This is a genomic window from Paenibacillus sp. EKM211P (genome assembly GCF_011066175.1).
GTDB classification, from domain to species: Bacteria; Bacillota; Bacilli; order Paenibacillales; family Paenibacillaceae; genus Paenibacillus; species Paenibacillus polymyxa.
The window spans coordinates 199947-221247 of the sequence record NZ_JAAMNS010000007.1 but is presented as its reverse complement, the minus strand read 5'-3'; the positions used below and the strand labels follow the sequence as shown (position 1 = coordinate 221247).

Sequence of the window (21301 nt, the reverse complement as noted above, 5' to 3'; positions counted from 1 at the left end):
ACACGACCGTTAAGCCCTCCAGCGCCGATGGTACTTGGACCGCAGGGTCCTGGGAGAGTAGGACGCCGCCAAGCAAATAATAGTATGACTCTGCATAGTCGTACTCAGGTCGTCGAGAATGCCTCGACGGCTTTTTTTTGTTTTCCCATCATTCAACATAACATCCTATAAGGTATATACTGCGTATATGCAAATTTATGATAGTTACAAAAAAAGGCTGTTCCATGACTTTTAAAGGTCAAAGGAACAGCCTTTTATAATTTAATTTCGTAGACATTTTGGAGGGGAATTTCATTTCGAGCCGAATCTGTCGACTACAGCGAAACGAAGCACTGTTCCCATTGCTCGGTAATGGATGCTTTGTCAAGCTGCTCTCCAATGAGTGTGACATATCCCTGGCTCACCGGAAGTGCGGTGGGCTGCCACTCCAAGTGACTTCCTGAGAATTGCAAAAGCATTGTACCCTCATGCGGAAGCACACAATAACCTTTCGCACGAAGCAGCGAGGAACCTAGCCTAGTCAGAAAGTCTTCTAATCGTTGCTTTTCCAATGGCTGAGGAGAATATTGATGCAGTGTTAAGCTCTCCAGACGGGAAAAGGAATGGGGGAGGTCGTGATCGTGACTGTGGTTTTGACGGTGTGCAGAAATTACTTTGAATGCGGTACTTCTGGAGGCATTGCTAGGTCTTTCGTTATCTTTAGCGGGAATTGGGATAGGCGATGCTTCTGCATCGTTGGGCTGCATCTGTGCCGATGTATGTTGAAATACTTGTACAGGTTTCGGGTCAACCCATACGGAGGTCAGGACAGGTTCCAGCAGTGGTTCAAGGTCAATGCGGCTATACTCAGTAGTTTGCAACTTGGCCGTATCGTTGAGCTTGCGGATGTTCTTGACGACCTTAGCCACTTCACGGCTACTTGCGACATCCGTTTTGTTCACAACAATAAAGTCGGCGGAGCGAAGCTGTCCGTGCAGAGTCCGAACCAGCTCCTTGTCTGCAGTGAAGCGGCTGTTGTATTCATGGAACAGCTCAGCATCCACCACACTGATGCCGTGAACCAGATACAGCCGATCTGCCAGCAGTGGGGAGCGAAGTTCCTCCAGCACCTGCTCGGGGTTGGCTACTCCGGTGGTCTCCATGAAGATCACATCCGGCTCTTGGCTGAGCAGGGTGTGCAGTGCGCCAGCCAGCTCATTTCTTTTGCTGCAACAAATGCACCCCTCTAGCAGTCCTTCCACTGTTACGTCAGGCATTTCCTCTGAAATAATAGCGCTGTCTACATCATATTCGCCCATTTCGTTCATTAAAACAGCAGCACGAAGAGGAATCTGACGAGTATAGGCTAACAGCCGCAAAAGTAGTGTCGTTTTGCCGCTTCCAAGAAAACCACTGATTAATATAACAGGAACTTTGTTCATCATTTTTCCTCCTTGGCGGGTTTAGTGTGCCGTATTCAAGCGATCATAGGTTGCTACCGAGTCTGCTTGGGTATAGACATAAGGGGATTCTGGCTGCTTGACAGTCGTTATTTTATCGGATCGAATTTCAAGTACGGGTGCATTATCCTTTTGCGTTGCATGCAGTGTTCCTTCAATAGTCACCCAGGTATCCTTGTCAAAGGACGGAGGGTTCTGGGATTGGACGATAATCCCGAATGGCATGGCATCGGCAGTACAGCACATAACGAGGAACCTTCCTACTGCAAATAGACCTTTACCCGGTAGATTGTCGTCTTTATAGACAAAGCCGGTCACCTGTACTTTTTTTCCTTGAAAAGCGTGTTTATACAGTTCGATCGCTCCTATAGTTTCGGAAAAAATCTCCGGATGGATCTGTATAATGGGTTGCTGATACAGACGTTTCGCCAGCTCGGCGAATTCTACATTGTACTCATCGGGCGGAACGAACAGCTTATCCAGCGCTTCCTGACTCCATTTTCCCTTTAGAGGGAGCGAAGTTGGTGTGAAAGATGGAGTGGATAAAAGGGAGGCTGCGGGTGTGTTCGTGGTTTGTATGTCTGTTTTTCGTCGGATATCCGGGTTGGGATAGGTGAAGGACATACCTTTTTTGGCTGCCATATCACTGCCAAGCGCCTGATTGGGCAGCAGTGATCCGAACAGCAACGGAATGAGCAGCATTCCATATACGAGAGTTTTTTTGAACCAGCTTTGCGGTAAAGGATGTTCGCAATCGCATACATCTTCACCATCCCGGCTTCCCACGATTACGTGCCATGCCATCGCCAAAGCGATGAATATGAGTGGCACAGGACAGAGTAAAAGCAGCTTTTGCATGTGCGGAGCCAAGTAGTAATGAAGTGCACTTGTGCGATGTAATGTGATGATGTATGCAGCTAATCCGATCATGAGCAAGGAGCGCATGCCATATTGACAGCGGATGCTAAAGGTTGAATTCACGTTTGTTTTTACCTCCCCAATAACCATTCAGCAGTTATAGAGCCTATCAGGACGAGTACAACAATAAGCAAGCCCAAGATCACGACAAATTTGGTGCGGAAGGTGCTTAGCAGCATGAGTGTGCCTTTGAAATCAAGCATTGGGCCGAGTACAAGAAAGGCTGCCAGCGGGCCCAGTGTAAAGGTATGCGAAAAAGCAGTAGCTACAAAGGCATCGGAGGTGGAACACAGCGACAACACGTAAGCAAAGCCCATCATAAAGGCGTATGAGCCGACCGTTCCATTGCTTAACGAAAGCATTTCATCACGTGGGATAAAGGTTTGGATGGAAGCAGTCAATAATGCGCCGATAATGAGATATTTACTCATGTCCAAAAACTCGTCACCAGCATGTATAAAAAAGCCCAGCCAGGTGCGGTTATGCCGATGAGTAAGATTGTTCTGCTGCTGTTGGTTGAAGGAGAGTAACGACCGTTTGAGCGGATGCACACGCACACAGGCATATATAATCAATCCGATGGTCGCGGAAACGGCAAAGGCCAAAGCCATTCGCACGACAGTGATCTCTGGGTGGGAAGGGAAAGCCATCATCGTCGCAGCCAATACTACCGGATTGATAATAGGTCCGCTTAAGATAAAAGTGATACCCATATAGGCAGGCATTCCCTTGAGCATTAATTGGCGAACGACAGGGATCATGCCGCACTCACAGATGGGAAACAGCATACCTAGCAAGGAGGCGAGCAGGACACCCGGCACAGGATGGGCAGGCGCTATTTTACGAATCCATGTCTCCGGTACAAGCCACTGTAAAAGGGATGAAACAAGCACACCGATCAGGAGAAACGGAACAGCCTCCAGAAAAATACCCATAAATACCGTCTTTAATGACTGCAGCTGCCCTATATCTAACAAACGAAGCCACTGAGGAGATAGCGTAATAAGCACAGGGATGAGAAAGGCAAACGGAATCATAAAAGGCAGCATCTTCAACAGCGTACTGTTTTTCATTCCACATCTCCTTGGGAATAAGGGTTCTTATCTACATCCTATGCCTGTGTTGGGACAATCATGCCGCAGGATTATGCTTGAATCACCTCCTATATTGACAATTCAAAGCGTGGTCATATATATTTATGTTTGTTAATAGTAATTATTACGATTAAAATCCGATAAATGATTGCAAGAAGAAAACTTTTACGGTACGATCCATATTAGTGTTGTAAAGACAAGGAGGATTATATGATACCGATTGTTGTTTTATCCGGATTTTTGGGCAGCGGGAAAACAACTCTTCTTCAGCATGCGCTGGCTTACTACAAGGAGCAGGGGCTCAAGCCAGCTATTCTGATGAATGAGTTGGGTGATGTTAATCTGGACGGCAGTTTGGTGAACGACCAAGCCCCCATGAAGGAAATGCTCAGTGGCTGTATATGCTGTACCATTCGCGGAGATTTGGGCGTCGAGCTCATGAATCTTGCCGAGGAATATAAGCCAGATGTGATTATTGTAGAATGTACCGGAGTGGCTAATCCAATGGAGATTGTAGATGCAGTGACAGATGCCTCCATATATTCTTCTATGGTTTTACAATCTGTTATCACGGTCGTGGATGCGCGTCAATTTCTGGATTTCTCCTTGGGTAGTGAGAGAAGCAAGTCGTTTCGTTTGATGCAGGATCAGCTGCGATGTGCTTCCAAACTGATTATTAACAAGACTGATTTATTGGCTGCGGGAGAATTGCAAAAAGTACAGGCCCTTGTAAAAGAATTAAATCCTTATGCTTTGACTGTAAGCACGGAGCGTAGTGACGTAGATTTGGGTGCCTTTTTCTCCATTCAAGGAGAGAAACGGATGGATGTTTCACGGCAAAAGGAGTCCACAGTCGATATCGCGAATGATCATCAGCATGCGGAAGCTCATTTTCACACGTATGGTCATGATGATCATACAGGCCATCATCCTCATGACTATCATGAGCCCGAGCATCACGACCATGAACATGAACACGGAGAGCATTATCATTCCTACGACCATGTAGTTGTTCATACGTATTTTTTTGGACAACCTGTGTCACGCTTCGAGTTTGAACAGTTGTTCCGCAGTTTGCCTGCTGAAATTTACCGGGCCAAAGGAATCGTGCGATTTTTGGAATCGGAGGGCCAGATGATGTTTCAATTTGCCTATCGTGAGCTGGAAATCATCCCGATCCGACCGCAAAAGCCAGTGAACGATGTAGCGGTGATCATGGGCGAGAATTTCTCTGCTTCTGAGATCGGGGAACGATTGAAAAAGCTTGAAGCGGCTGCAAAGCCACTGGCTAGTTCATGATTTCGAGAACAAATAGCGTTTATTCATCCAAGCCTCATTCTCGAGCTGATCTAGCAGGGAAGCCTCCATGGAGATTTACAACAATTCTGCTGTTATTAACTGCGGGACTGGTGCTGTCAGTTACACTTGCGGTCATGCTGGGTCCTGTGGCTGTCGCCCCAGGGACAGTATGGCGAATTGCGCTGTCCCATCTGCCCTGGCTGGATCAGTGGATACCCGTGACATGGACCAAACCAGAGCAATATATCGTCTGGGAAATTCGCTTTCCGCGTGTGCTGCTAGGTGTTGTCGTGGGAGCAGGACTTGCTGTTACCGGAGCGGCTATACAGGCATTAATTCGCAATTCGTTAGCGGACCCCTATATTCTAGGAGTCTCGTCAGGTGCTTCAGTGACTGCGACGTTAGTTATTGTGTTTGGAGCTTTTGGATTTTTGGGACGACTTACACTGCCCATATCTGCTTTTATAGGCTCTCTAGCTGCGATGCTTATGGTGTTTGCGTTAGCTCGTGTGGCCGGACGGATATCGACGACCCGCTTGCTGTTGGCAGGGGTGGCGGTATCTATGATGCTGTCGGCTGTGACTAGCTTTATCGTTACGATGGCCCCGAATGAAAAAGGCATCCGTGACGCGATGTATTGGATGATGGGAAGTCTGGCAGGCGCTCAATGGGATACGCTTTTCATTCCAAGCCTTATTATAGCCGTGGGAACGGCTGTCCTTTTGACCCGATGCCGCTCATTGAATGCTTTGCTGACAGGAGAAGAAGCCGCCGTAACGCTCGGTGTGAACGTGCAGGCGTTCCGTGTATTATTGGTTGTTGTCGCTTCCCTTTTAACCGGGGCAGTCGTATCAGTGAGTGGCTCGATTGGTTTTGTTGGGCTTATGATTCCACACATCGTTAGGCTAATAGTGGGATCGGATCATCGACGTGTCCTGCCCGTCAGCCTGCTTTCGGGAGCTATCTTTGTCGTGTGGGCAGACGTATGTGCCCGGCTCGTGCTGGCTCCACAAGAGCTGCCGATTGGTATTGTAACGGCTGTGTGTGGCGGACCCTTTTTTGTGTGGCTGCTGCGGCGCAGTTCCTACTCGTTTGGAGGTGAAAAATGAATATAGAAGTCGAATGCGTGACCTTCAGTATTCACGATAAACGGTTGATCGACGGCATCAGTCTCCAAGTGAAAACAGGAGAGCTGGTCGGGCTGATCGGTCCGAATGGCAGCGGCAAATCTACGTTGCTTAAGAATATGTATCGGGTGTTAAGGCCTGACAGTGGTTTGGTGACGCTGGATGGCCAGGATTTATTGCGGATGAAGTACAAAGAGACGGCGCGACAAATGGCAGTGGTGAGTCAGGATGCGCCCCAAACGTTTGATTTTTCAGTACGGGACATCGTCCTGATGGGCCGCCATCCTCATAAGAAACTGCTGGAAGCAGATACTGTCTTCGATCATGAGCTGGTTGAGCAGGCGCTGGAGCGGGTAGGCATGAATGCTCAAGCGGATCAGGGGTTTGCTACCCTGTCGGGCGGTGAAAAGCAACGGGTATTGATCGCCAGGGCTTTGGCCGGACAAGCGAAATTTCTCATTTTGGACGAGCCGACGAATCATCTTGATATCCGGTATCAGCTGCAAATTCTCGATTTGGTCAAAACACTTCAGATCACTGCTTTAGCTGCACTGCATGATTTAAATTTGGCGGCATGTTATTGTGACCGATTGTATGTATTAAAAGAAGGCAAGGTGGTAGCCTCCGGCATAACAGAGAATGTGCTTCAGCCTGACCTGCTACGCAGTGTATTCGGGGTGGAAACAGAAATTCGCATTCATCCGAAAACCGGGAAACCGAGTATTACCTTTTTACCGGATTCTCTTAGAGGTGGAGACCATCTATGACATTAACAGGCAGAATGGTGATTCGATAAGGTAAGATAAAACTGTGAATGAAAGAGGAGACGTTACATATGAATAAATGTAGCAAACCCGCATTACCGCTGGTTATGCTAGCTTTGGCGATGCTGTTATTATCGGCCTGCGCAGCAGGAAACACGGCTCAAACCACAAATTCATCTGCAAACAGGCAGCAATCTGATGCATCGCAATCAACAACCCAAGAGAAGGCAGTAGAGATTGAGAACATGGGTGTAAAAATGGTATTTCCCGAAGCGCCCAAACGTGCGGTTACATTGAACCAGCATGCGACAGAAGTTATGCTGGCCCTTGGACTGGAATCTTCCATGGTAGGAACTGCATATTTGGATGATCAGATTTTACCGAAATATAAGACTCAATATGATAAAATCCCGGTTCTAGCCAAACAATATCCGTCCAAAGAGGTGTTTATGGCAGCTGCACCGGATTTTGCCTATGCGGGCTGGAAGAGTGCCTTTAATGATAAAAATTTGGGTTCCCGTGAGGAGCTTGCCCAACAGGGCGTGCAAACCTATGTACAGGAATCCTCCAATAAGCCGGGTCCTATATTAGAAGATGTATATCGGGATATACTAAATATAGGACGTATTTTCCGGGTTGAGGAGCGTGCAGAAAAACTGGTAAATGACATTCGTGCACAAGTGCAGTCCATTCAGACTCAAATTGGCACGGTTGAACGGGCACCCAAGGTTTTTGTTTATGACAGCGGCGAAGACAAGCCATTTACGGCTGCCAACAATTATCTGACGTCTTTGATTAAAAGTGTGAAGGCGAAAAATATTTTTGATGATATCGATAAAAGTTTTACGGAAGTAAGCTGGGAAGAGGTCGTGAACCGCAACCCTGATGTTATTATTATTCTCGACTACGGAGATACTTCACTGGCGGATAAAGAAAAGCTGCTGTTGAGCAAGCCCGCGCTGGCTGGTGTTGAAGCGATCAAAAACAAACGATTTGTGGTGCTGCCTCTATCCGCAGCGGCTGAAGGTGTGCGAGCACCGATTGCACTGAAAACCTTGGCAGCAGGCTTGTACCCGGACAAAGTGAAATAAACAAACAAAAGAGTTGCCAAAACATTGACGAACCTTGCCTAAACTGTTAAACTTGCTAATGCGTAAAGGTTACGTTTATCAAGCGCTTATTTTTTTATTACCAAATCGTAATAATTACGGTAGATGGTTTAATGATCATAAACGACCTGGAGAATCTGCGCTATGACGACCGCTCAGATGGCTCCAGGCTTTTTAAAGGAAAAGGAGATTTGCGTCATGTTATTGGCCTCATTGGAACAGGTCACATTTGGCTACGGAGATGTTCCTAACTTGGTAGATGCCAATGTTGAAATTTTTTCCGGAGAATTTGTGGCAATCACTGGACCGAACGGTGCTTCCAAATCGACGATGCTCAAGTTGCTGCTCGGTTTACTTCAGCCTTGGAAGGGCAAAGTGTTTATGTCCGACCGTACAGGTGAAGGTAAAAAGCTCGTTGTCGGATTTGTATCACAACAAATTGCTGCCTTTAATGGAGGGTTTCCAAGTACCATCCTGGAATTTGTCCGTTCGGGTAGATATACTCATGGCTCTTGGCTGCGCCGGATGCGGGCTGAGGATCATGATCTGACAGAGCAGGCGCTTCGTCAAGTAGGGATGTGGGATTTACGGCATCGCAAAATCGGCGAATTGTCTGGTGGACAGAAGCAGCGTATTTGTGTGGCAAGGGCACTTGCTCAGGAATCGGATTTGCTCATTTTGGATGAGCCCACGACCGGAATGGATCAGGAAAGCCGACATCACTTCTACGATCTGATGAATCAGCAGGTTAAGGAATATGGAAGAACTGTAGTCATGGTTACCCATGGACTATCGGAAGTACAACATTATCTGGATCGTATTATTGAGCTTGAAAGGAAGGAAGATGGCGGATGGAAATGCTGCACTACGACTTCATGCAGCGGGCATTTTGTGCCGGTGGGGTAATTGCACTGCTGGCCTCGGTGCTTGGAGTATACCTGATGCTACGGCGTCAGGCTCTCATGGCGGACATGCTATCGCATGTATCGCTGGCAGGGGTGGCAGCAGGTGCCTATTTAGGGATTAACCCGACGATAACTGGATTTATTGTTGCGGTGATCGGTGCGATTATTGTTGAATACGTCCGCAGATCTTATAAAACGTATAGTGAGATTTCTGTGGCTATTATTATGGTAGGTGGCCTCTCAACGGCTGTTATTTTAATGAATCTGAATCAGAGCATTAACAAAGGCTTTTCCGCTTATTTGTTTGGTTCGGTAGTAGCCGTCAATCAGACCGAGCTGATGTTGATGATCGTTGTGGCTGTCATCGGAGGTATTTTCTTTTTCGTGTTCCGACGGCCTTTGTACCAGATTACCTTTGATGAAGAAACGGCAAAGACCAATGGTCTTCCTGTCAAGTCTATCTCGTTTGCGTTTAGTATTTTGACTGGGATGATTGTAGCCGCAGCCATGCCGATTGTCGGTGTGCTGCTTGTCTCCTCACTAATCGTGTTGCCTGCTGCGCTGGCGATTCGAATTGCACCGAGCTTCGCGGCAGCTATCTGGATATCCATGATCACCGCATTGATCGGCGTATTTATGGGATTAACCGCATCATATGAACTCAGTACACCCCCAGGTGGGACGATTGCTATGGTGCTCTTATTATTCCTGATCGTAGGAGCTAGTATTCAAAAGCTGGTCCGTAAGCTTGGCAAGCAACAGGCTTCCCGACGTAAGAATGCGGCAGGTCAGTGAGTTTATAAAAAACTAACACATAAGGAGTTATGAATATGAATACATGGTTCAAAAAATCATTTGTATTATCCGCGGGGCTAGCACTTATTTTGGCCGGTTGCGGAGCTAAATCTGATCATGCAGCCACGAATGCATCTCAAACTGAACCTAATCCGGCACAAACAGCGGACAGTGGTAAAAAGCTGAATGTAGTCACCACTTTTTATCCGATGTATGAATTCACCAAGCAAGTTGCCGGAGATCATGCTAACGTAACCGCGTTGATTCCTGCCGGTGCTGAGCCGCATGATTGGGAGCCAAGCGCCAAGGATATGGCACAGGTTAAGGATGCTGACGTATTTGTATATAACGGGATCGTCGAAGGTTGGGCAGAACAGGCTTTGAGCAGCGCATCGAATGATAAGCGTGTAGTAGTTGAAGCAAGCAAAGGGTTGAACCTGATGGAAGGATCTGCCGAGGAGGAAGAAGGAGAAGAAGCACACGCAGAGGAAGGCCATGATCACGATCATGTGCTGGACCCTCATGTATGGCTTGATCCAGTCTTAGCTCAGAAAGAAGTAGAAGCTATAGAAGCAGGGCTTGTAAAAGCCGATCCTACAAACAAAGCGGACTATGAGAAAAACGCTGATGCTTATATTGCTAAGCTGAAAGAGCTGGATACTGAATTCAAAACGGGTCTGAAGAATGTAAAACGTAAAGACTTTATTACGCAGCATGCTGCTTTTAGCTATTTGGCTAAGCAATATGGTCTGACCCAAGTGCCAATTGCCGGATTATCTCCAGAGCAGGAGCCTACGCCGGACAAGTTGGCAGGTATTATCAAGTTTGCTAAAGAAAATAATGTGAAGACGATTTTCTTTGAAACATTGGTTGATCCGAAGGTTGCTGAAACCGTAGCTACTGAAATTGGTTCGAAAACGGATGTGCTGAATCCGCTTGAAGGGTTGACAGATGAAGACAAGCAGAAGAATCTAGATTACCTGGGTGTAATGAAAAACAACCTGGAGGCTTTGAAAAAAGCTCTGAATGAATAAGTAAACTTTAAATAAATAGTTCAAAAAAGACGTCTGCATAAATAGCAGCGTCTTTTTTATGACTATCGGCACTTTAGTTACTGGTGATTCTCGTGTCTACTGACTAAGTTCAACATTGCCATTCATAAAAATAATGATAAAATATAGTTGAGCCTATCAACTATTAACCCTAATCAACTATATTGCAAAGAAGGTAAATGAAATGAGTGACAATTGTATACGGGTATTAGGAGCGAGGGAACGAAATCTAAAAAATATAGATGTGGTGATCTCCAAAAAAGAAATTACGGTTTTTACGGGTGTATCTGGCTCAGGGAAATCATCTTTGGTATTCGATACAATAGCGGCAGAATCACAACGGCAATTAAATGAAACCTATACAAGTTTTATTCGTCACCGTATGCCGCATTATGGAAAACCAGATGTGGATACCATTGAAAATTTATCAGTCGCTTTTATTATCAATCAAAAACGGTTGGGTGGTAACGCAAGGTCAACAGTAGGGACCGTTACAGATATTTATTCTCTATTACGACTGTTATTTTCACGAATCGGAACTCCGTTTGTGGGGTACTCTGATGTGTTCTCATTCAATAATCTGGCGGGTATGTGCAGCCAATGTCAAGGTTTGGGAAAGGTTGAAACAATTGATATCGAACGGCTGTTAGATAAAAACAAATCCTTAAACGAGGGCGCAGTCTGTTTTCCCACCTTTGAACCTGGGGGTTGGCGATTAACACGCTATATTCATTCAGGTTTTTTTGATAATGACAAAAAAATTAAGGATTATTCCGAAGCTGAGTTGGAAATGCTTCTCTACGCTGATGGTATAAAAGTGAAAAATCCCTCACCTGAATGGCATAAAACCTCGTTGTATGAGGGGCTGATTCCGCGCATTGAGCGGAGTTTTCTAAAAAAAGAAGAAGGAGAAAAGACAAGATATAGTAAACAAATTGAGCATTTTGTTACCAAACAGACTTGTTCACACTGCAACGGGACACGCCTGAGTGACAAGGTCCTGTCTTGTAAAGTGAATGGGAAAAATATCGCTGAATGTGCTGAAATGCAGGTGAGTGAACTTTTAGAGTTTATTGAGACCATTCATACTCCGGTGTCCGTCACAATCGTTTCTGAGTTAGCCAATCGGCTGCAGCAGATGGTATCGATTGGATTAGGCTATTTAAGTCTAAATAGAGAAACATCTACTCTTTCAGGTGGGGAGTCGCAAAGAATTAAAATGGTCTGTCAACTGGGAAGTAGCCTGACTGACCTTACTTATATTTTCGACGAACCAAGCATAGGTCTACATCCCCATGACATAAGCAAAATAAATGACCTTATGAAACTTTTGCGAGACAAAGGCAACACCGTGCTTATTGTGGAACATGACCCCGATCTGATAAAGATTGCAGATCATATAATCGACATGGGACCGAGTGCAGGAATTTATGGCGGTGAAATTGTATATCAGGGAGACTTACAGGGATTAAAGGAATCGGGTACACTGACTGGAAAATATTTATCACTCCAGCCTGAGTATAAACTCAATACACGCACCCCAAAAGGCTGGCTTTCCATCGAAAATGCAACGTTACATAATCTGAAAAATATTTCGGTTCAAATACCCAAAGGAGTAATGACAGTTGTAACTGGTGTCGCTGGTTCAGGAAAAAGTACGCTTATCAATCAAGTATTACCTCAATTTTATCCTAAAACTGTATTCATTGATCAAAAAGGGATACAAGCATCAAAGCGTTCAAATATAGCCACCTTTATGGGGATCTTTGATAGGATCAGAAAGTTATTTGCAAAAAAGAACGGTGTTAGTGCCTCCCTGTTCAGCTTCAATTCCCAAGGGGCTTGTCCTGTTTGTAAAGGCTTGGGTGTTACATACACAGACTTAGCTTTTATGGATACAATTGTTACCGTGTGCGAGGAATGCCAAGGGGATCGTTTTACCGATGAAGTGCTCCAATACAAGCTAAGAGGCAAAAATATTAGTGAAGTTCTTAAAATGACCGTAGCAGAAGCTTTGGAATTTTTTCAGGAAAAAGAAATTAGCAGGGTATTAAACATGCTTTCAGATGTTGGAATCACTTATATTCCTTTGGGACAACCACTAAACACTTTATCAGGCGGGGAATTACAGAGGATAAAGCTCGCTTCTGAGCTTGAAAATGACGGGCAAATTTATGTTCTGGACGAACCTTCAACTGGCCTGCATATGGCGGATATAAAACAGTTAATTGGTGTAATGAATCGCCTAGTGGAACAAAATTCAACCCTTATTGTAATCGAACATAATTTAGACATTATTTGTCAGGCTGATTGGATTATCGACTTAGGTCCTTTTGCCGGGCAAAATGGTGGTGAAATCATATTTACAGGCTTACCAGAAGATTTAGTTAAATGCAGACATTCACTTACAGGAAGTTACCTGAAGGAATATATCGGGCGCACATAGGAGGAAAAGCAATGCCAACAAAAGATTTAGAAGATCGTTATGTCCCTTTTCAATGTATGATTTTAGCATACTCTAACCGGTTCAGCGTAGAAGGTGTATCAACGGCACAATACTATATACTGGATACTTTGAATAAGCAAGGTCCAAAAACCACAAAGGAACTTGCTGAAATGAAAGGTATTACACAGTCGGGGATCTCTAAATTGACAAAACGCCTACTGGAGAAAAAGTATATAAATCAGGAAAGGCAAACCAATGACCGCCGCTCTTATAACATTGTACTTACCAGTGAGGGAAAAGCGTTTCTTAGCCGTGTTGACGATTTCGGGAATGAAATCATGAATTTAATTGAAGAAGCATTAACAGCAGATGAAGTACAGTCCTTTTCAATGATGTGCAAGAAAATTACGAGCTTATACGCTGAGAAGCTGTAGGATAGCCCGCAGCTTTTCAACCCGGCTTATATAGGGCTAAGGGTTTAAAAGATACTAGTACTTTGTAATCTTCATACTATAGAGATGATTTACGTCATTGCGAAACGTTTTTATTGAAATTAATGCTGTAGTAGCTAGTTTCAAATTCCTTTTATAATTCAATGGTAGCGTTTTTCTTTTTACAGATTCTTTCTATTAATATAACTAGTTTTTTCACCGATATTGAAGTTTGGGCGTGCATATCATATGACAACGGATTGGAGAGGTTAACTTGGCAACAGTTATAATAGTGGATGATTCTTTATTTATGCGTTCTGTGCTTAAGGATATTCTGTTGGATTTAGGTCACTCTGTTATTGCAGAAGCGGAAAATGGATATGATGCAGTTTTGAAATATGCACACTTTCGACCAGATTTAATTACCATGGATATTAATATGCCTAAAATGGATGGGCTTGAGGCTGTTAAAAAGATTGTAGAGCTTGATCCTAAAGCCAACATCTTAATGTGTTCCGCTTTGGGTCAGCAGGAAGCAATTATACAAGCATTTAAGGCAGGGGCAAAAGATTTTATTGTGAAGCCATTTGAGATGGAAAGGGTCGTGAATGCCGTCACAAAAATGCTGGATAATTAATGAATCAAGCTTTTAATACATAATATTGAACATATTGAAGCGGGAGTTTCATGCTTATTTTTCACGAATATGGAGATGAATAGGATGAGCAATCGAGTATTGTCTCAAAAAGTATTTATAGATGAACTGATCGCTACGATCAAGAGTGGGGGGCTTGTTCCTGTAAATTATGAACACCTCATCAGTGAACAAAGGGGAAAAATGGATGCTCTAAACAATGAACTCACCGTTCGTATAGAGGCATTAGAGACAGATTTAATCTCTGCTTCGACATTTTCCATTCCGTTTGCCAATGGTGAAATTATGTTTCTTGCTCGTTATATTGTACTCATTGGGGATTATACCGAGGGTTACTTTGTATTTTATCGAGCAGAAGACTGCGAAAGTCCAGAAGAATATCAATTTTTAACAAGCTCTTATCAACTTCCACATGTATTGCTCGAATTATCTCACACTTTAAAGGAGCATGGTACTAATGAGCCACTTAATATTTTGACTTATTGGAATGGCCCTGTGTATCCGCTGAAAGATTTGAATAAAGAGGATATTAAGCTGTCCACCTATGAGTTTTAAATCCCTTGAGAGAGGCAACTCCCTCAGGGGATTTTTTTACATTGATAATCAAACGCATGTTCGCATATAATACAAACAAACGTTCTGATGAGGAGTGAAGGATGATGCTGGAGAAATATGTGGGACAGATCGTGGAAATCGTGTATATGGACCGAAAGGGCAAACTGTCTCATCGGCAGATAGAGGTGCATCGTGTGCAGAATGGTTTAATCCGGGCCACCTGTTTGCAAACTGGTCAGCCACGTGTTTTTCGATTAGATCATGTATTGGCATGGCATCCGGTAACCAGAACAGCATAGGAGGGGCTTACGATGGGAAAAAAGCTTGAAGGAAATGGCATATGGGAAAGCTCGCGTATGATTTTGCCTGAGCATCGGGAGGCATATGTAAGACTGATGAAGGAGCAGGGAAGACGCGGCAAGCCGACACTGGACGATCAGGAGATACAGCAGATTGAACAGGCCATTATCGTATCCTATAACGAACGGAAGCCTATTACACTAAGAGTGTTTAATCCGTTTGATGATGAGGAGCTGCGCGGACTGGTTACAGTGATTAACACAAGTCGGCGAGAAGTGAAGCTATCTCGTGGGGAAGAGGATTTTAGCTGGATTAAGTTGGAGGAAATTATCGAGGCGGATATCTAAAAATGGTCGGACTCAGAGTTTTTTTACATGGGTTCTATCGTTTTTTATAATTAAGATTGTAGCTCAGTGAATCCAGATTTACAATAAAACTGTAACTACAAAGGGGGAGTCAATTTGAAAATAAGTAAACATAATGCTGAACATTATATATGGGGAGAACAATGTGATGGTTGGCGCTTGGTGAAAAATGATGATTTGAGTATTATTCATGAGCGCATGCCGGGAAATACACATGAAGTCAGACATTATCATCATCATGCGCGCCAATTTTTCTTTATTTTATCAGGTGCAGCGGTACTTGAAGTGGATGGTGAACGCATCCAATTAGGATCTCAGGAAGGGTGTGAGGTTCCTCCTATGGTGCCTCATCAAATGTTTAATGAAACGAGTGAGGATGTTGAATTTTTGGTTATCTCTCAGCCTGCGAGCAGAGGCGACCGGGTGCTGACCGAAAACTAATATTAGGAGACAGCAGATTCCAAACGTATATAGGTCAAATAATGTTAGAGTATAAAAAACCAGGCTAGCACATGTAAATCAAGTGCCCGACTGGTTTTTTTCTTTAATAGATGCCCGTTGCATCTGCAGGGAGAGCTTTTACGTGATAGAGATAGTTTGTTACACGTTGATCGTCCTCAATCGGGTATCTATAACCATAATGGTTCGCCACCTTCTGGGCAACTTCTCTAAATAAATTACCCATGATAAAAAGAGACTGCCACATATGTTCATAATCTGCATCCGCAAACGTTTGGATGTAGGCCGTCCAATGTTCAGGCTCAAGGTGCTTCTCGAAATATTTTCCCTGCTTACCTGGATCTGCCGTGAAGTTAGTTTGTATACCCATATGCCATTCCAGCATGAAGTGAAGCGCATCTCTTACAGGTCGATCCAACATGAATTTGGCATAGGGAAGCTCATGTCGCCTTAATCCTTTAGCCACATAAGTACTGACCCACCAGAATTCGTTGCAGGAATCCGCATAGGTTTGGGCGGTTGGAGGGACCGTCTTATAAGCCTGAAGACTTGGCGGTGGGAAAGGCTCCACCAGGCCGTCTTTATCCAGCAGCAGTACACTTAAGCTGTCTCGGGGCCAATTGGCGATGTTAGTCACAGGGCAGAGGGTAAGATCAATGCGATTGCCATCCGTAAATAACATGAGAAAAGCAAAGCGATCACGGAACGTCACAGTAGGCTCCACATGCTCATCGGGTGTCTGCATAATGATCAATTCTCCAAAGCGGCGAATCCAGTGACGTTCCTGAATAAAGCTGTCCATGGAAGATACGAGAAAGACGATGTCATAATCCTGAAAAATATCTCGTGGAGCATGTGGATTGGCGCGTGAACCATTCATAATCACGGCACGTACCCGTTCATCTTCTTGAGCAAATTGGAGAATGGTATGCAGCATCTCTTGTTCACTTCTCACTATAGTTGTCTCCACAAGCGGTATCGAAAGGAAAAAAACGTAGATAAGACAGCAGTAGAAATAAAGCCCACCAGTTCAAGGATTATCAAGAAAAACGACCTCCTGTAAGTTCTTCTATCTGGGAAAAGTATCCTATCCTTACAATAGCTTATCCACGGAAGCCATTCAACTGAATAAACAGCGGGCAAATTGCTCGTATTCTTGCTGAGCTGGTTGAATAGAAGGATAAAATGCAATTGTTCAGAATTTGTTCAGTGACGAAATTGTATAATATCAAGCAGCAATCATAGATTTATTTCAACAGGAGGAAAGGTATGCATTTTTGCAAGTCTACTAAACGATTCACATGTGCATTAACAGCAGTATCACTAATCTTTTCATCGGCAATTTTAGTGGCGGATGCTGGTGCGGCACCAACCGAACAGCCCAAATTAATCCAAGATGGAACATGGAGCAAGTCTGCCGACGTTTGGATGGATGCACCAGAAAACTATGTTGGCAGATCTTCGGATGCAGTGTTAGGATATTACAGATCAGCGATTCAGTTTAAAATGCCCGAGCTGACTGGGAAGGTTGTAACGAAGGCAACCTTGCGTATTCATATCTCTTCTATCAGCTACAGCTCTAACCAGAATCCTTTTTTGATCGTGTATGGATCGACTGCTGATGTTTGGAGCAGCGGAGCTTTTCCGCTAAACCCGCTGGATCAGCCTTCGGATACGAAAACAGGCTCAGACCTTCAAGTAGGATGGGTTGATTTTGATGTTACCCATTTTGTACAACAACAGACGGATGGTATGGTCTCATTTGCATTGCTTGCCAACGAAGCAGGGAACCCTGGAGACTATTCGGAAATTACATATTCAGCCGACGACAACGGCGTAGATATTCCCCAGTTGATATTGGAAACATCAGCCTCGGCTGTTTCGTCTAAAATGCCTGAGGTAGCCGCTGTGACTACTGAGGAAGATATCCCAACATCTAATATAACCATTACACCAAACCCGCAAGATTCAACGGTAGTGACACATTATCAAATTACGAACATTATCGGAGGCAGGCTGTATCATAGCGATGGTATCACCGAGATTTCCAACGGAACGTTTATCACAGCAGCAGAAGCTAGGGATGGCGTGAGGTTTGTGCCTATGGCAAACGCCAACAACGCAGCGGGAGATACCTTCTCTTTTGATGTGCAGGCGGCTCAGAGTGCAACGGGTAATGGACTGAGCGATGCCACCAAGGCTGTTGTCCATGTTACGGAAGTAAACGATCCCCCGGCAGCGCAAGACGAAACGCTATCCTCCATTACAGAAGACTCAGGAGAGCGGACAATTCCTTTTGCAGAACTGCTTGCGCATGCGTCTGCCGGTCCGAATGAGAATGGTCAACACCTAACGGTATCCTCAGTCAGCAGCATCGCAGGAGGGGCTGTACGTTTAGATGGAACAAATGTAATTTTTACACCTCAGCCGAATTTTAATGGAACCGCTAGCTTCTCTTTTACCGTCACCGATGATGGAACATCGAACGGCGTCTCAGTCCCGCAGTCGGTGGTCAAGCAAGCCTCTTTTACAGTAAATTCCGTCGCTGATGTCCCTAACGTGACTGATGCTTTGACAGAGGAAGACAAACAAAGCTTTGACGGTTTGATCATTACTCGTAATCAAGTGGATGGATCTGACGTGTCGTACTTTAGAATCTCCAACATTATTGGTGGAACCCTCTATAAAAATGATGGGGTAATGGAAATCCGAGATGGTCAATTTATTTCTGTAGCGGATGGCGAAGCAGGGCTTAAATTTACGCCAAATCTTTATGCTAACTCTCCGTCAGGTGATCATTTCAGTTTCGACGTACAATCATCACTAGATATGAGGGGAACAGGGATCAGCGAGCCGAACCAAGCCAAAATCACTGTGAGTGAGGTAAACAACAGTCCGATAGCTGTGAATGATACACTACCATCGTTATCGGCAAATGCAGGGGCACAATCTATCGCTATTGATGAACTCTTAGCAAACGACACGGCAGGCCCTGTCAACGAGAGCTTACAACATCTGAGCATCGCATCGGTAGAAAATGCACAAGGTGGGACGGTAGTTCTAGACGGAGCGGTTGTACTATTCACTCCGAATTCAGGCTACCAGGGCCCGGCAAGTTTTGATTATACTGTGATTGATGACGGTACAACGAACGGAGCATTAGATGCGAAGAGTTCAACAGCTACCGTTGCATTCACTATCAACCCAGCACCGACACCAGATCCGGTACCAACACCAGATCCGGTACCAACGCCAGATCCAGTACCAACACCAGATCCGGTGCCAACGCCAGATCCAGTACCAACACCAGATCCGGTACCAACACCAGATCCGGTGCCAACGCCAGATCCAGTACCAACGCCAGATCCGGTACCAACGCCAGATCCGGTACCAACGCCGGATCCAGTACCAACGCCGGATCCGGTACCAACACCAGATCCGGTGCCAACACCAGATCCGATACCAACAGATGATAGTCACACGGAATTGCGTGTTTCTATCAATAATGGTCAAATGCTGGTAGGGGGTACAGAACGGGCTATAGCAAAAGTTGTAAAATCGGACTCTTCAGAGATTGATGTTAGTGAAGAAGCAACTTGGACTTCCAGCAATGCGAATGTCGCTACGGTTACTCAGGGAGAGATTAGAGCACTTTCAGAAGGGAACACGGTAATTTCCGCCACATACAGCGGATATAGCTTTAATGTTCCAGTTACCGTAACAGCTGTTGCTGCTCCCGCACCCAATAATGCTGGCAGTGATTCCAGTAGTTCCAGTGGCGGCGGGTCTGGGCATCGAAACAGGGACCGTTCTAGCGATGATTCCAGCAGCAATACGGCAACATCAGCTGTATCATCTCCATCGGTGACTGTATCTAAAGAACCAGTAACTGTACCTGTATCTGAAGAATTGGTGACTGAGCCAACTGCTCCTGTGCAAGACATATTCAACAGTAACGTAGTGGTTGCAGACAACAAAGTACTGCAGAATATAAAGTCCAAAGCAGAATCTGCTTTAAATTCTTCTACTAGTGTTAAACCGTCAGACCTACAAGGACATTGGGCAGAAAAGACGGTCGACACATTTTCTAAGCTGGGTATCGTAAATGGATATAAGGATGGCAGTTTCAGACCTGATGGTGAAATTACCCGTGCGGAGTTTTCTGCTATCATTTCTAGAATCTTCGATATTAGTGGTGGAAATCAGCCTGTGGCTTTGAACGATATTGGGGATCACTGGGCGCAGGATGCCATAACAAAATTGACCGCAGCTGGAGTATTAAACGGTTATGAGGATGGTACTTTTAAACCGGATCAAACAATTGTCCGTCAAGAAATGGCTGTCATTTTGGCGCGGATCTTGGATTTAGACCGATTGAAAAAGGACACCTCGAATGAAAAAAGCTTCACCGACTTGTCCGCTTCTTTTGCGGCTGATACGATTAAACAATTAGCACAAGCCGGTGTGCTTTCGGGTATAAGTACGAGTCAATTTGGACCTAAGTATCATGCGTCACGTGCTGAAGCCTTGACTGCGATTTATAATGCACTTAGTTTGAACAGCGAAATTAAAACCGTATTGGAAAGTTTGGAGCAGTAATCTAGAATGATACAGAGGCGAGCCTGTTTGGCTCGTCTTTTTGCTTGATACCTACCGCAAGCATATGCGGGCTCATGCCGATGACAGAATCCTGCTCTTCAACCTGCTGTGCTATATCCAGCAAACGTCTGCGATGAGAAGGAATGGCCCATTTCTCTTCAAATCCGGGTGCAATCCAGACGGGGCCTTCGACACCCAGTACACGAGGCTCCTGCAATCCAGCCGCCTGCCAGTCTGCACGCAAGGCATCCGGTGTATGAAAGTAGGAGCGTGTGATAAAAGAGGGATAAGCCGCCGGTCGTACATGCTGACCATCTGTTAACTCCTGTCTGACCATATCCATGAACGCATCTTCCTCCACAATGGTATTGCACTCGCCGTACACCGATAGCCCCCACAGTAGCGAGCCAAACCTGGAAATAGCCGAAGTAATCAGCGTTCCCCCCTTCTTTAAGACACGCGCTGCTTCTTGCAGTGCTTTTACTCTTTCCTTCTGTTCTGTTAAATGATATAAAGGTCCCATCAATAGCACGATGTCTGCGCTTTCATCTTTACGATCAAGATTTCTGGCATCTGCGCTTTCCAGCTTGCTGATGATGGGTTTATTCAGTTGCTGCTGACGAGCGAATTCAATGGCTTGCGAAGAGAGATCGAATAGATGAACTTCATATCCCAGTTCTGCCAGCCACGAAGAGTAGACCCCTACACCGCCGCCGATATCATAAATAATATGAGTGGACTTGCTGAGATAACGGGAAATGATTTCTTTTGATCTTTCCAGCTCTATTTTTCCGATGCCTCGCTCTAATCTGCCTATTTCTGCACCGCCATCATAATAAGCCAGAATTTCATGCGTATCTTTTTCGAACATAGTGCATCTCACCTCATGTAATTGGAATAATATAACATTAACACTTGCGTCATAAACAAGTCTACCGTTTTTGACCAAGGAAACCATCCATCGAAAGCATTGAGAAAGAAAAGAGCTG

20 protein-coding genes and 1 rRNA gene are annotated in these 21301 nt (G+C 44.9%); 16 read left to right on the top strand and 5 right to left on the bottom strand.

What is annotated here, in order from left to right:
* A 5S ribosomal RNA gene (gene rrf / locus G9G57_RS26410) occupies positions 1 to 74 on the top strand; the annotation flags it as partial.
* A gap of 240 nt (positions 75 to 314) precedes the next feature.
* Here rrf and G9G57_RS13280 read toward each other — a convergent pair.
* Genes G9G57_RS13280 through G9G57_RS13270 form a run of 3 tightly spaced genes read right to left on the bottom strand, consistent with a single transcriptional unit; the run spans position 315 to position 3430 of the window.
* A complete protein-coding gene (locus G9G57_RS13280) occupies positions 315 to 1424 on the bottom strand; it encodes a CobW family GTP-binding protein (protein WP_164965051.1) in 1110 nt (369 codons plus the stop codon).
* Positions 1425 to 1442: 18 nt separating this feature from the next.
* Positions 1443 to 2420 (bottom strand): TIGR03943 family putative permease subunit, encoded by a 978-nt coding sequence (locus G9G57_RS13275; protein ID WP_019687110.1) that lies wholly within the window; start codon positions 2418 to 2420, stop codon positions 1443 to 1445.
* Between the two features lie 8 nt (positions 2421 to 2428).
* Positions 2429 to 3430 carry a permease gene (locus G9G57_RS13270; RefSeq protein ID WP_164965050.1) on the bottom strand — a complete coding sequence of 334 codons (1002 nt, stop codon included), beginning with the start codon at positions 3428 to 3430 and terminating at the stop codon, positions 2429 to 2431.
* A gap of 231 nt (positions 3431 to 3661) precedes the next feature.
* On the opposite strand from G9G57_RS13270, the gene G9G57_RS13265 reads away from it, so the two are divergent.
* The 14 genes from G9G57_RS13265 (at position 3662) to G9G57_RS13200 (ending at position 15695) form a co-directional block, all read left to right on the top strand.
* On the top strand, positions 3662 to 4750 hold the full coding sequence (locus tag G9G57_RS13265) for a CobW family GTP-binding protein (protein WP_019687112.1): 1089 nt from the start codon (positions 3662 to 3664) through the stop codon (positions 4748 to 4750).
* Complete coding sequence (locus G9G57_RS13260) at positions 4747 to 5859, top strand: FecCD family ABC transporter permease (protein ID WP_019687113.1); 1113 nt, start codon at positions 4747 to 4749, stop codon at positions 5857 to 5859. The genes G9G57_RS13265 and G9G57_RS13260 overlap by 4 nt, the downstream gene beginning before the upstream one ends.
* Positions 5856 to 6644, top strand: coding sequence for an ABC transporter ATP-binding protein (locus G9G57_RS13255; RefSeq protein WP_019687114.1), 789 nt, complete (start codon positions 5856 to 5858; stop codon positions 6642 to 6644). The genes G9G57_RS13260 and G9G57_RS13255 overlap by 4 nt, the downstream gene beginning before the upstream one ends.
* A 68-nt stretch (positions 6645 to 6712) precedes the next feature.
* Positions 6713 to 7732, top strand: a complete 1020-nt coding sequence (locus G9G57_RS13250) for an ABC transporter substrate-binding protein (protein WP_019687115.1) — start codon at positions 6713 to 6715, stop codon at positions 7730 to 7732.
* Between the two features lie 216 nt (positions 7733 to 7948).
* Positions 7949 to 8656 (top strand): metal ABC transporter ATP-binding protein, encoded by a 708-nt coding sequence (locus G9G57_RS13245; RefSeq protein WP_170973163.1) that lies wholly within the window; start codon positions 7949 to 7951, stop codon positions 8654 to 8656.
* On the top strand, positions 8602 to 9450 hold the full coding sequence (locus tag G9G57_RS13240) for a metal ABC transporter permease (protein WP_016818447.1): 849 nt from the start codon (positions 8602 to 8604) through the stop codon (positions 9448 to 9450). The genes G9G57_RS13245 and G9G57_RS13240 overlap by 55 nt, the downstream gene beginning before the upstream one ends.
* 35 nt (positions 9451 to 9485) lie before the next feature.
* The gene (locus tag G9G57_RS13235; RefSeq protein WP_016818448.1) at positions 9486 to 10484 is read left to right on the top strand and encodes a metal ABC transporter substrate-binding protein; all 999 of its coding nucleotides are present in this window, start codon (positions 9486 to 9488) and stop codon (positions 10482 to 10484) included.
* A 202-nt stretch (positions 10485 to 10686) separates the two neighbouring features.
* On the top strand, positions 10687 to 12948 hold the full coding sequence (locus G9G57_RS13230) for an ATP-binding cassette domain-containing protein (RefSeq protein ID WP_044786612.1): 2262 nt from the start codon (positions 10687 to 10689) through the stop codon (positions 12946 to 12948).
* Positions 12949 to 12959: 11 nt separating this feature from the next.
* Complete coding sequence (locus tag G9G57_RS13225) at positions 12960 to 13382, top strand: MarR family winged helix-turn-helix transcriptional regulator (protein WP_013370959.1); 423 nt, start codon at positions 12960 to 12962, stop codon at positions 13380 to 13382.
* A 271-nt stretch (positions 13383 to 13653) separates the two neighbouring features.
* A complete protein-coding gene (locus tag G9G57_RS13220; protein ID WP_014599711.1) occupies positions 13654 to 14016 on the top strand; it encodes a response regulator in 363 nt (120 codons plus the stop codon).
* 84 nt (positions 14017 to 14100) lie between these two features.
* The gene (locus G9G57_RS13215) at positions 14101 to 14589 is read left to right on the top strand and encodes a hypothetical protein (RefSeq protein ID WP_016818449.1); all 489 of its coding nucleotides are present in this window, start codon (positions 14101 to 14103) and stop codon (positions 14587 to 14589) included.
* A gap of 104 nt (positions 14590 to 14693) precedes the next feature.
* On the top strand, positions 14694 to 14888 hold the full coding sequence (locus G9G57_RS13210) for a hypothetical protein (RefSeq protein ID WP_017428465.1): 195 nt from the start codon (positions 14694 to 14696) through the stop codon (positions 14886 to 14888).
* 12 nt (positions 14889 to 14900) lie between these two features.
* The gene (locus tag G9G57_RS13205) at positions 14901 to 15236 is read left to right on the top strand and encodes a YolD-like family protein (RefSeq protein ID WP_016818450.1); all 336 of its coding nucleotides are present in this window, start codon (positions 14901 to 14903) and stop codon (positions 15234 to 15236) included.
* Positions 15237 to 15350: 114 nt separating this feature from the next.
* Positions 15351 to 15695 carry a cupin domain-containing protein gene (locus G9G57_RS13200; protein ID WP_016818451.1) on the top strand — a complete coding sequence of 115 codons (345 nt, stop codon included), beginning with the start codon at positions 15351 to 15353 and terminating at the stop codon, positions 15693 to 15695.
* Positions 15696 to 15798: 103 nt separating this feature from the next.
* Here the strand turns inward: G9G57_RS13200 and G9G57_RS13195 are convergent, their stop codons facing one another.
* On the bottom strand, positions 15799 to 16668 hold the full coding sequence (locus G9G57_RS13195; RefSeq protein WP_164965049.1) for an aminoglycoside 6-adenylyltransferase: 870 nt from the start codon (positions 16666 to 16668) through the stop codon (positions 15799 to 15801).
* A gap of 314 nt (positions 16669 to 16982) precedes the next feature.
* On the opposite strand from G9G57_RS13195, the gene G9G57_RS13190 reads away from it, so the two are divergent.
* The gene (locus G9G57_RS13190) at positions 16983 to 20312 is read left to right on the top strand and encodes an S-layer homology domain-containing protein (protein WP_164965048.1); all 3330 of its coding nucleotides are present in this window, start codon (positions 16983 to 16985) and stop codon (positions 20310 to 20312) included.
* A 1-nt stretch (position 20313) separates the two neighbouring features.
* On the opposite strand, the gene G9G57_RS13185 is transcribed toward G9G57_RS13190, so the two are convergent.
* Complete coding sequence (locus G9G57_RS13185; protein WP_164965047.1) at positions 20314 to 21183, bottom strand: class I SAM-dependent methyltransferase; 870 nt, start codon at positions 21181 to 21183, stop codon at positions 20314 to 20316.
* Positions 21184 to 21301 lie beyond the last annotated feature (118 nt).

What these genes read in the sequence shown, in the direction of transcription:
- G9G57_RS13245 (WP_170973163.1), top strand. Translation starts at nt 7,949, where the DNA reads ATGTTATTGGCCTCATTGGAACAGGTCACATTTGGCTACGGAGATGTT.
- G9G57_RS13250 (WP_019687115.1), top strand. Translation starts at nt 6,713, where the DNA reads ATGAATAAATGTAGCAAACCCGCATTACCGCTGGTTATGCTAGCTTTG.
- G9G57_RS13260 (WP_019687113.1), top strand. Translation starts at nt 4,747, where the DNA reads ATGATTTCGAGAACAAATAGCGTTTATTCATCCAAGCCTCATTCTCGA.
- G9G57_RS13210 (WP_017428465.1), top strand. Translation starts at nt 14,694, where the DNA reads ATGCTGGAGAAATATGTGGGACAGATCGTGGAAATCGTGTATATGGAC.
- G9G57_RS13270 (WP_164965050.1), bottom strand. Translation starts at nt 3,430, where the DNA reads ATGAAAAACAGTACGCTGTTGAAGATGCTGCCTTTTATGATTCCGTTT.
- G9G57_RS13185 (WP_164965047.1), bottom strand. Translation starts at nt 21,183, where the DNA reads ATGTTCGAAAAAGATACGCATGAAATTCTGGCTTATTATGATGGCGGT.
- G9G57_RS13240 (WP_016818447.1), top strand. Translation starts at nt 8,602, where the DNA reads ATGGAAATGCTGCACTACGACTTCATGCAGCGGGCATTTTGTGCCGGT.
- G9G57_RS13225 (WP_013370959.1), top strand. Translation starts at nt 12,960, where the DNA reads ATGCCAACAAAAGATTTAGAAGATCGTTATGTCCCTTTTCAATGTATG.
- G9G57_RS13230 (WP_044786612.1), top strand. Translation starts at nt 10,687, where the DNA reads ATGAGTGACAATTGTATACGGGTATTAGGAGCGAGGGAACGAAATCTA.
- G9G57_RS13190 (WP_164965048.1), top strand. Translation starts at nt 16,983, where the DNA reads ATGCATTTTTGCAAGTCTACTAAACGATTCACATGTGCATTAACAGCA.
- G9G57_RS13265 (WP_019687112.1), top strand. Translation starts at nt 3,662, where the DNA reads ATGATACCGATTGTTGTTTTATCCGGATTTTTGGGCAGCGGGAAAACA.
- G9G57_RS13280 (WP_164965051.1), bottom strand. Translation starts at nt 1,424, where the DNA reads ATGATGAACAAAGTTCCTGTTATATTAATCAGTGGTTTTCTTGGAAGC.
- G9G57_RS13205 (WP_016818450.1), top strand. Translation starts at nt 14,901, where the DNA reads ATGGGAAAAAAGCTTGAAGGAAATGGCATATGGGAAAGCTCGCGTATG.
- G9G57_RS13215 (WP_016818449.1), top strand. Translation starts at nt 14,101, where the DNA reads ATGAGCAATCGAGTATTGTCTCAAAAAGTATTTATAGATGAACTGATC.
- G9G57_RS13235 (WP_016818448.1), top strand. Translation starts at nt 9,486, where the DNA reads ATGAATACATGGTTCAAAAAATCATTTGTATTATCCGCGGGGCTAGCA.
- G9G57_RS13255 (WP_019687114.1), top strand. Translation starts at nt 5,856, where the DNA reads ATGAATATAGAAGTCGAATGCGTGACCTTCAGTATTCACGATAAACGG.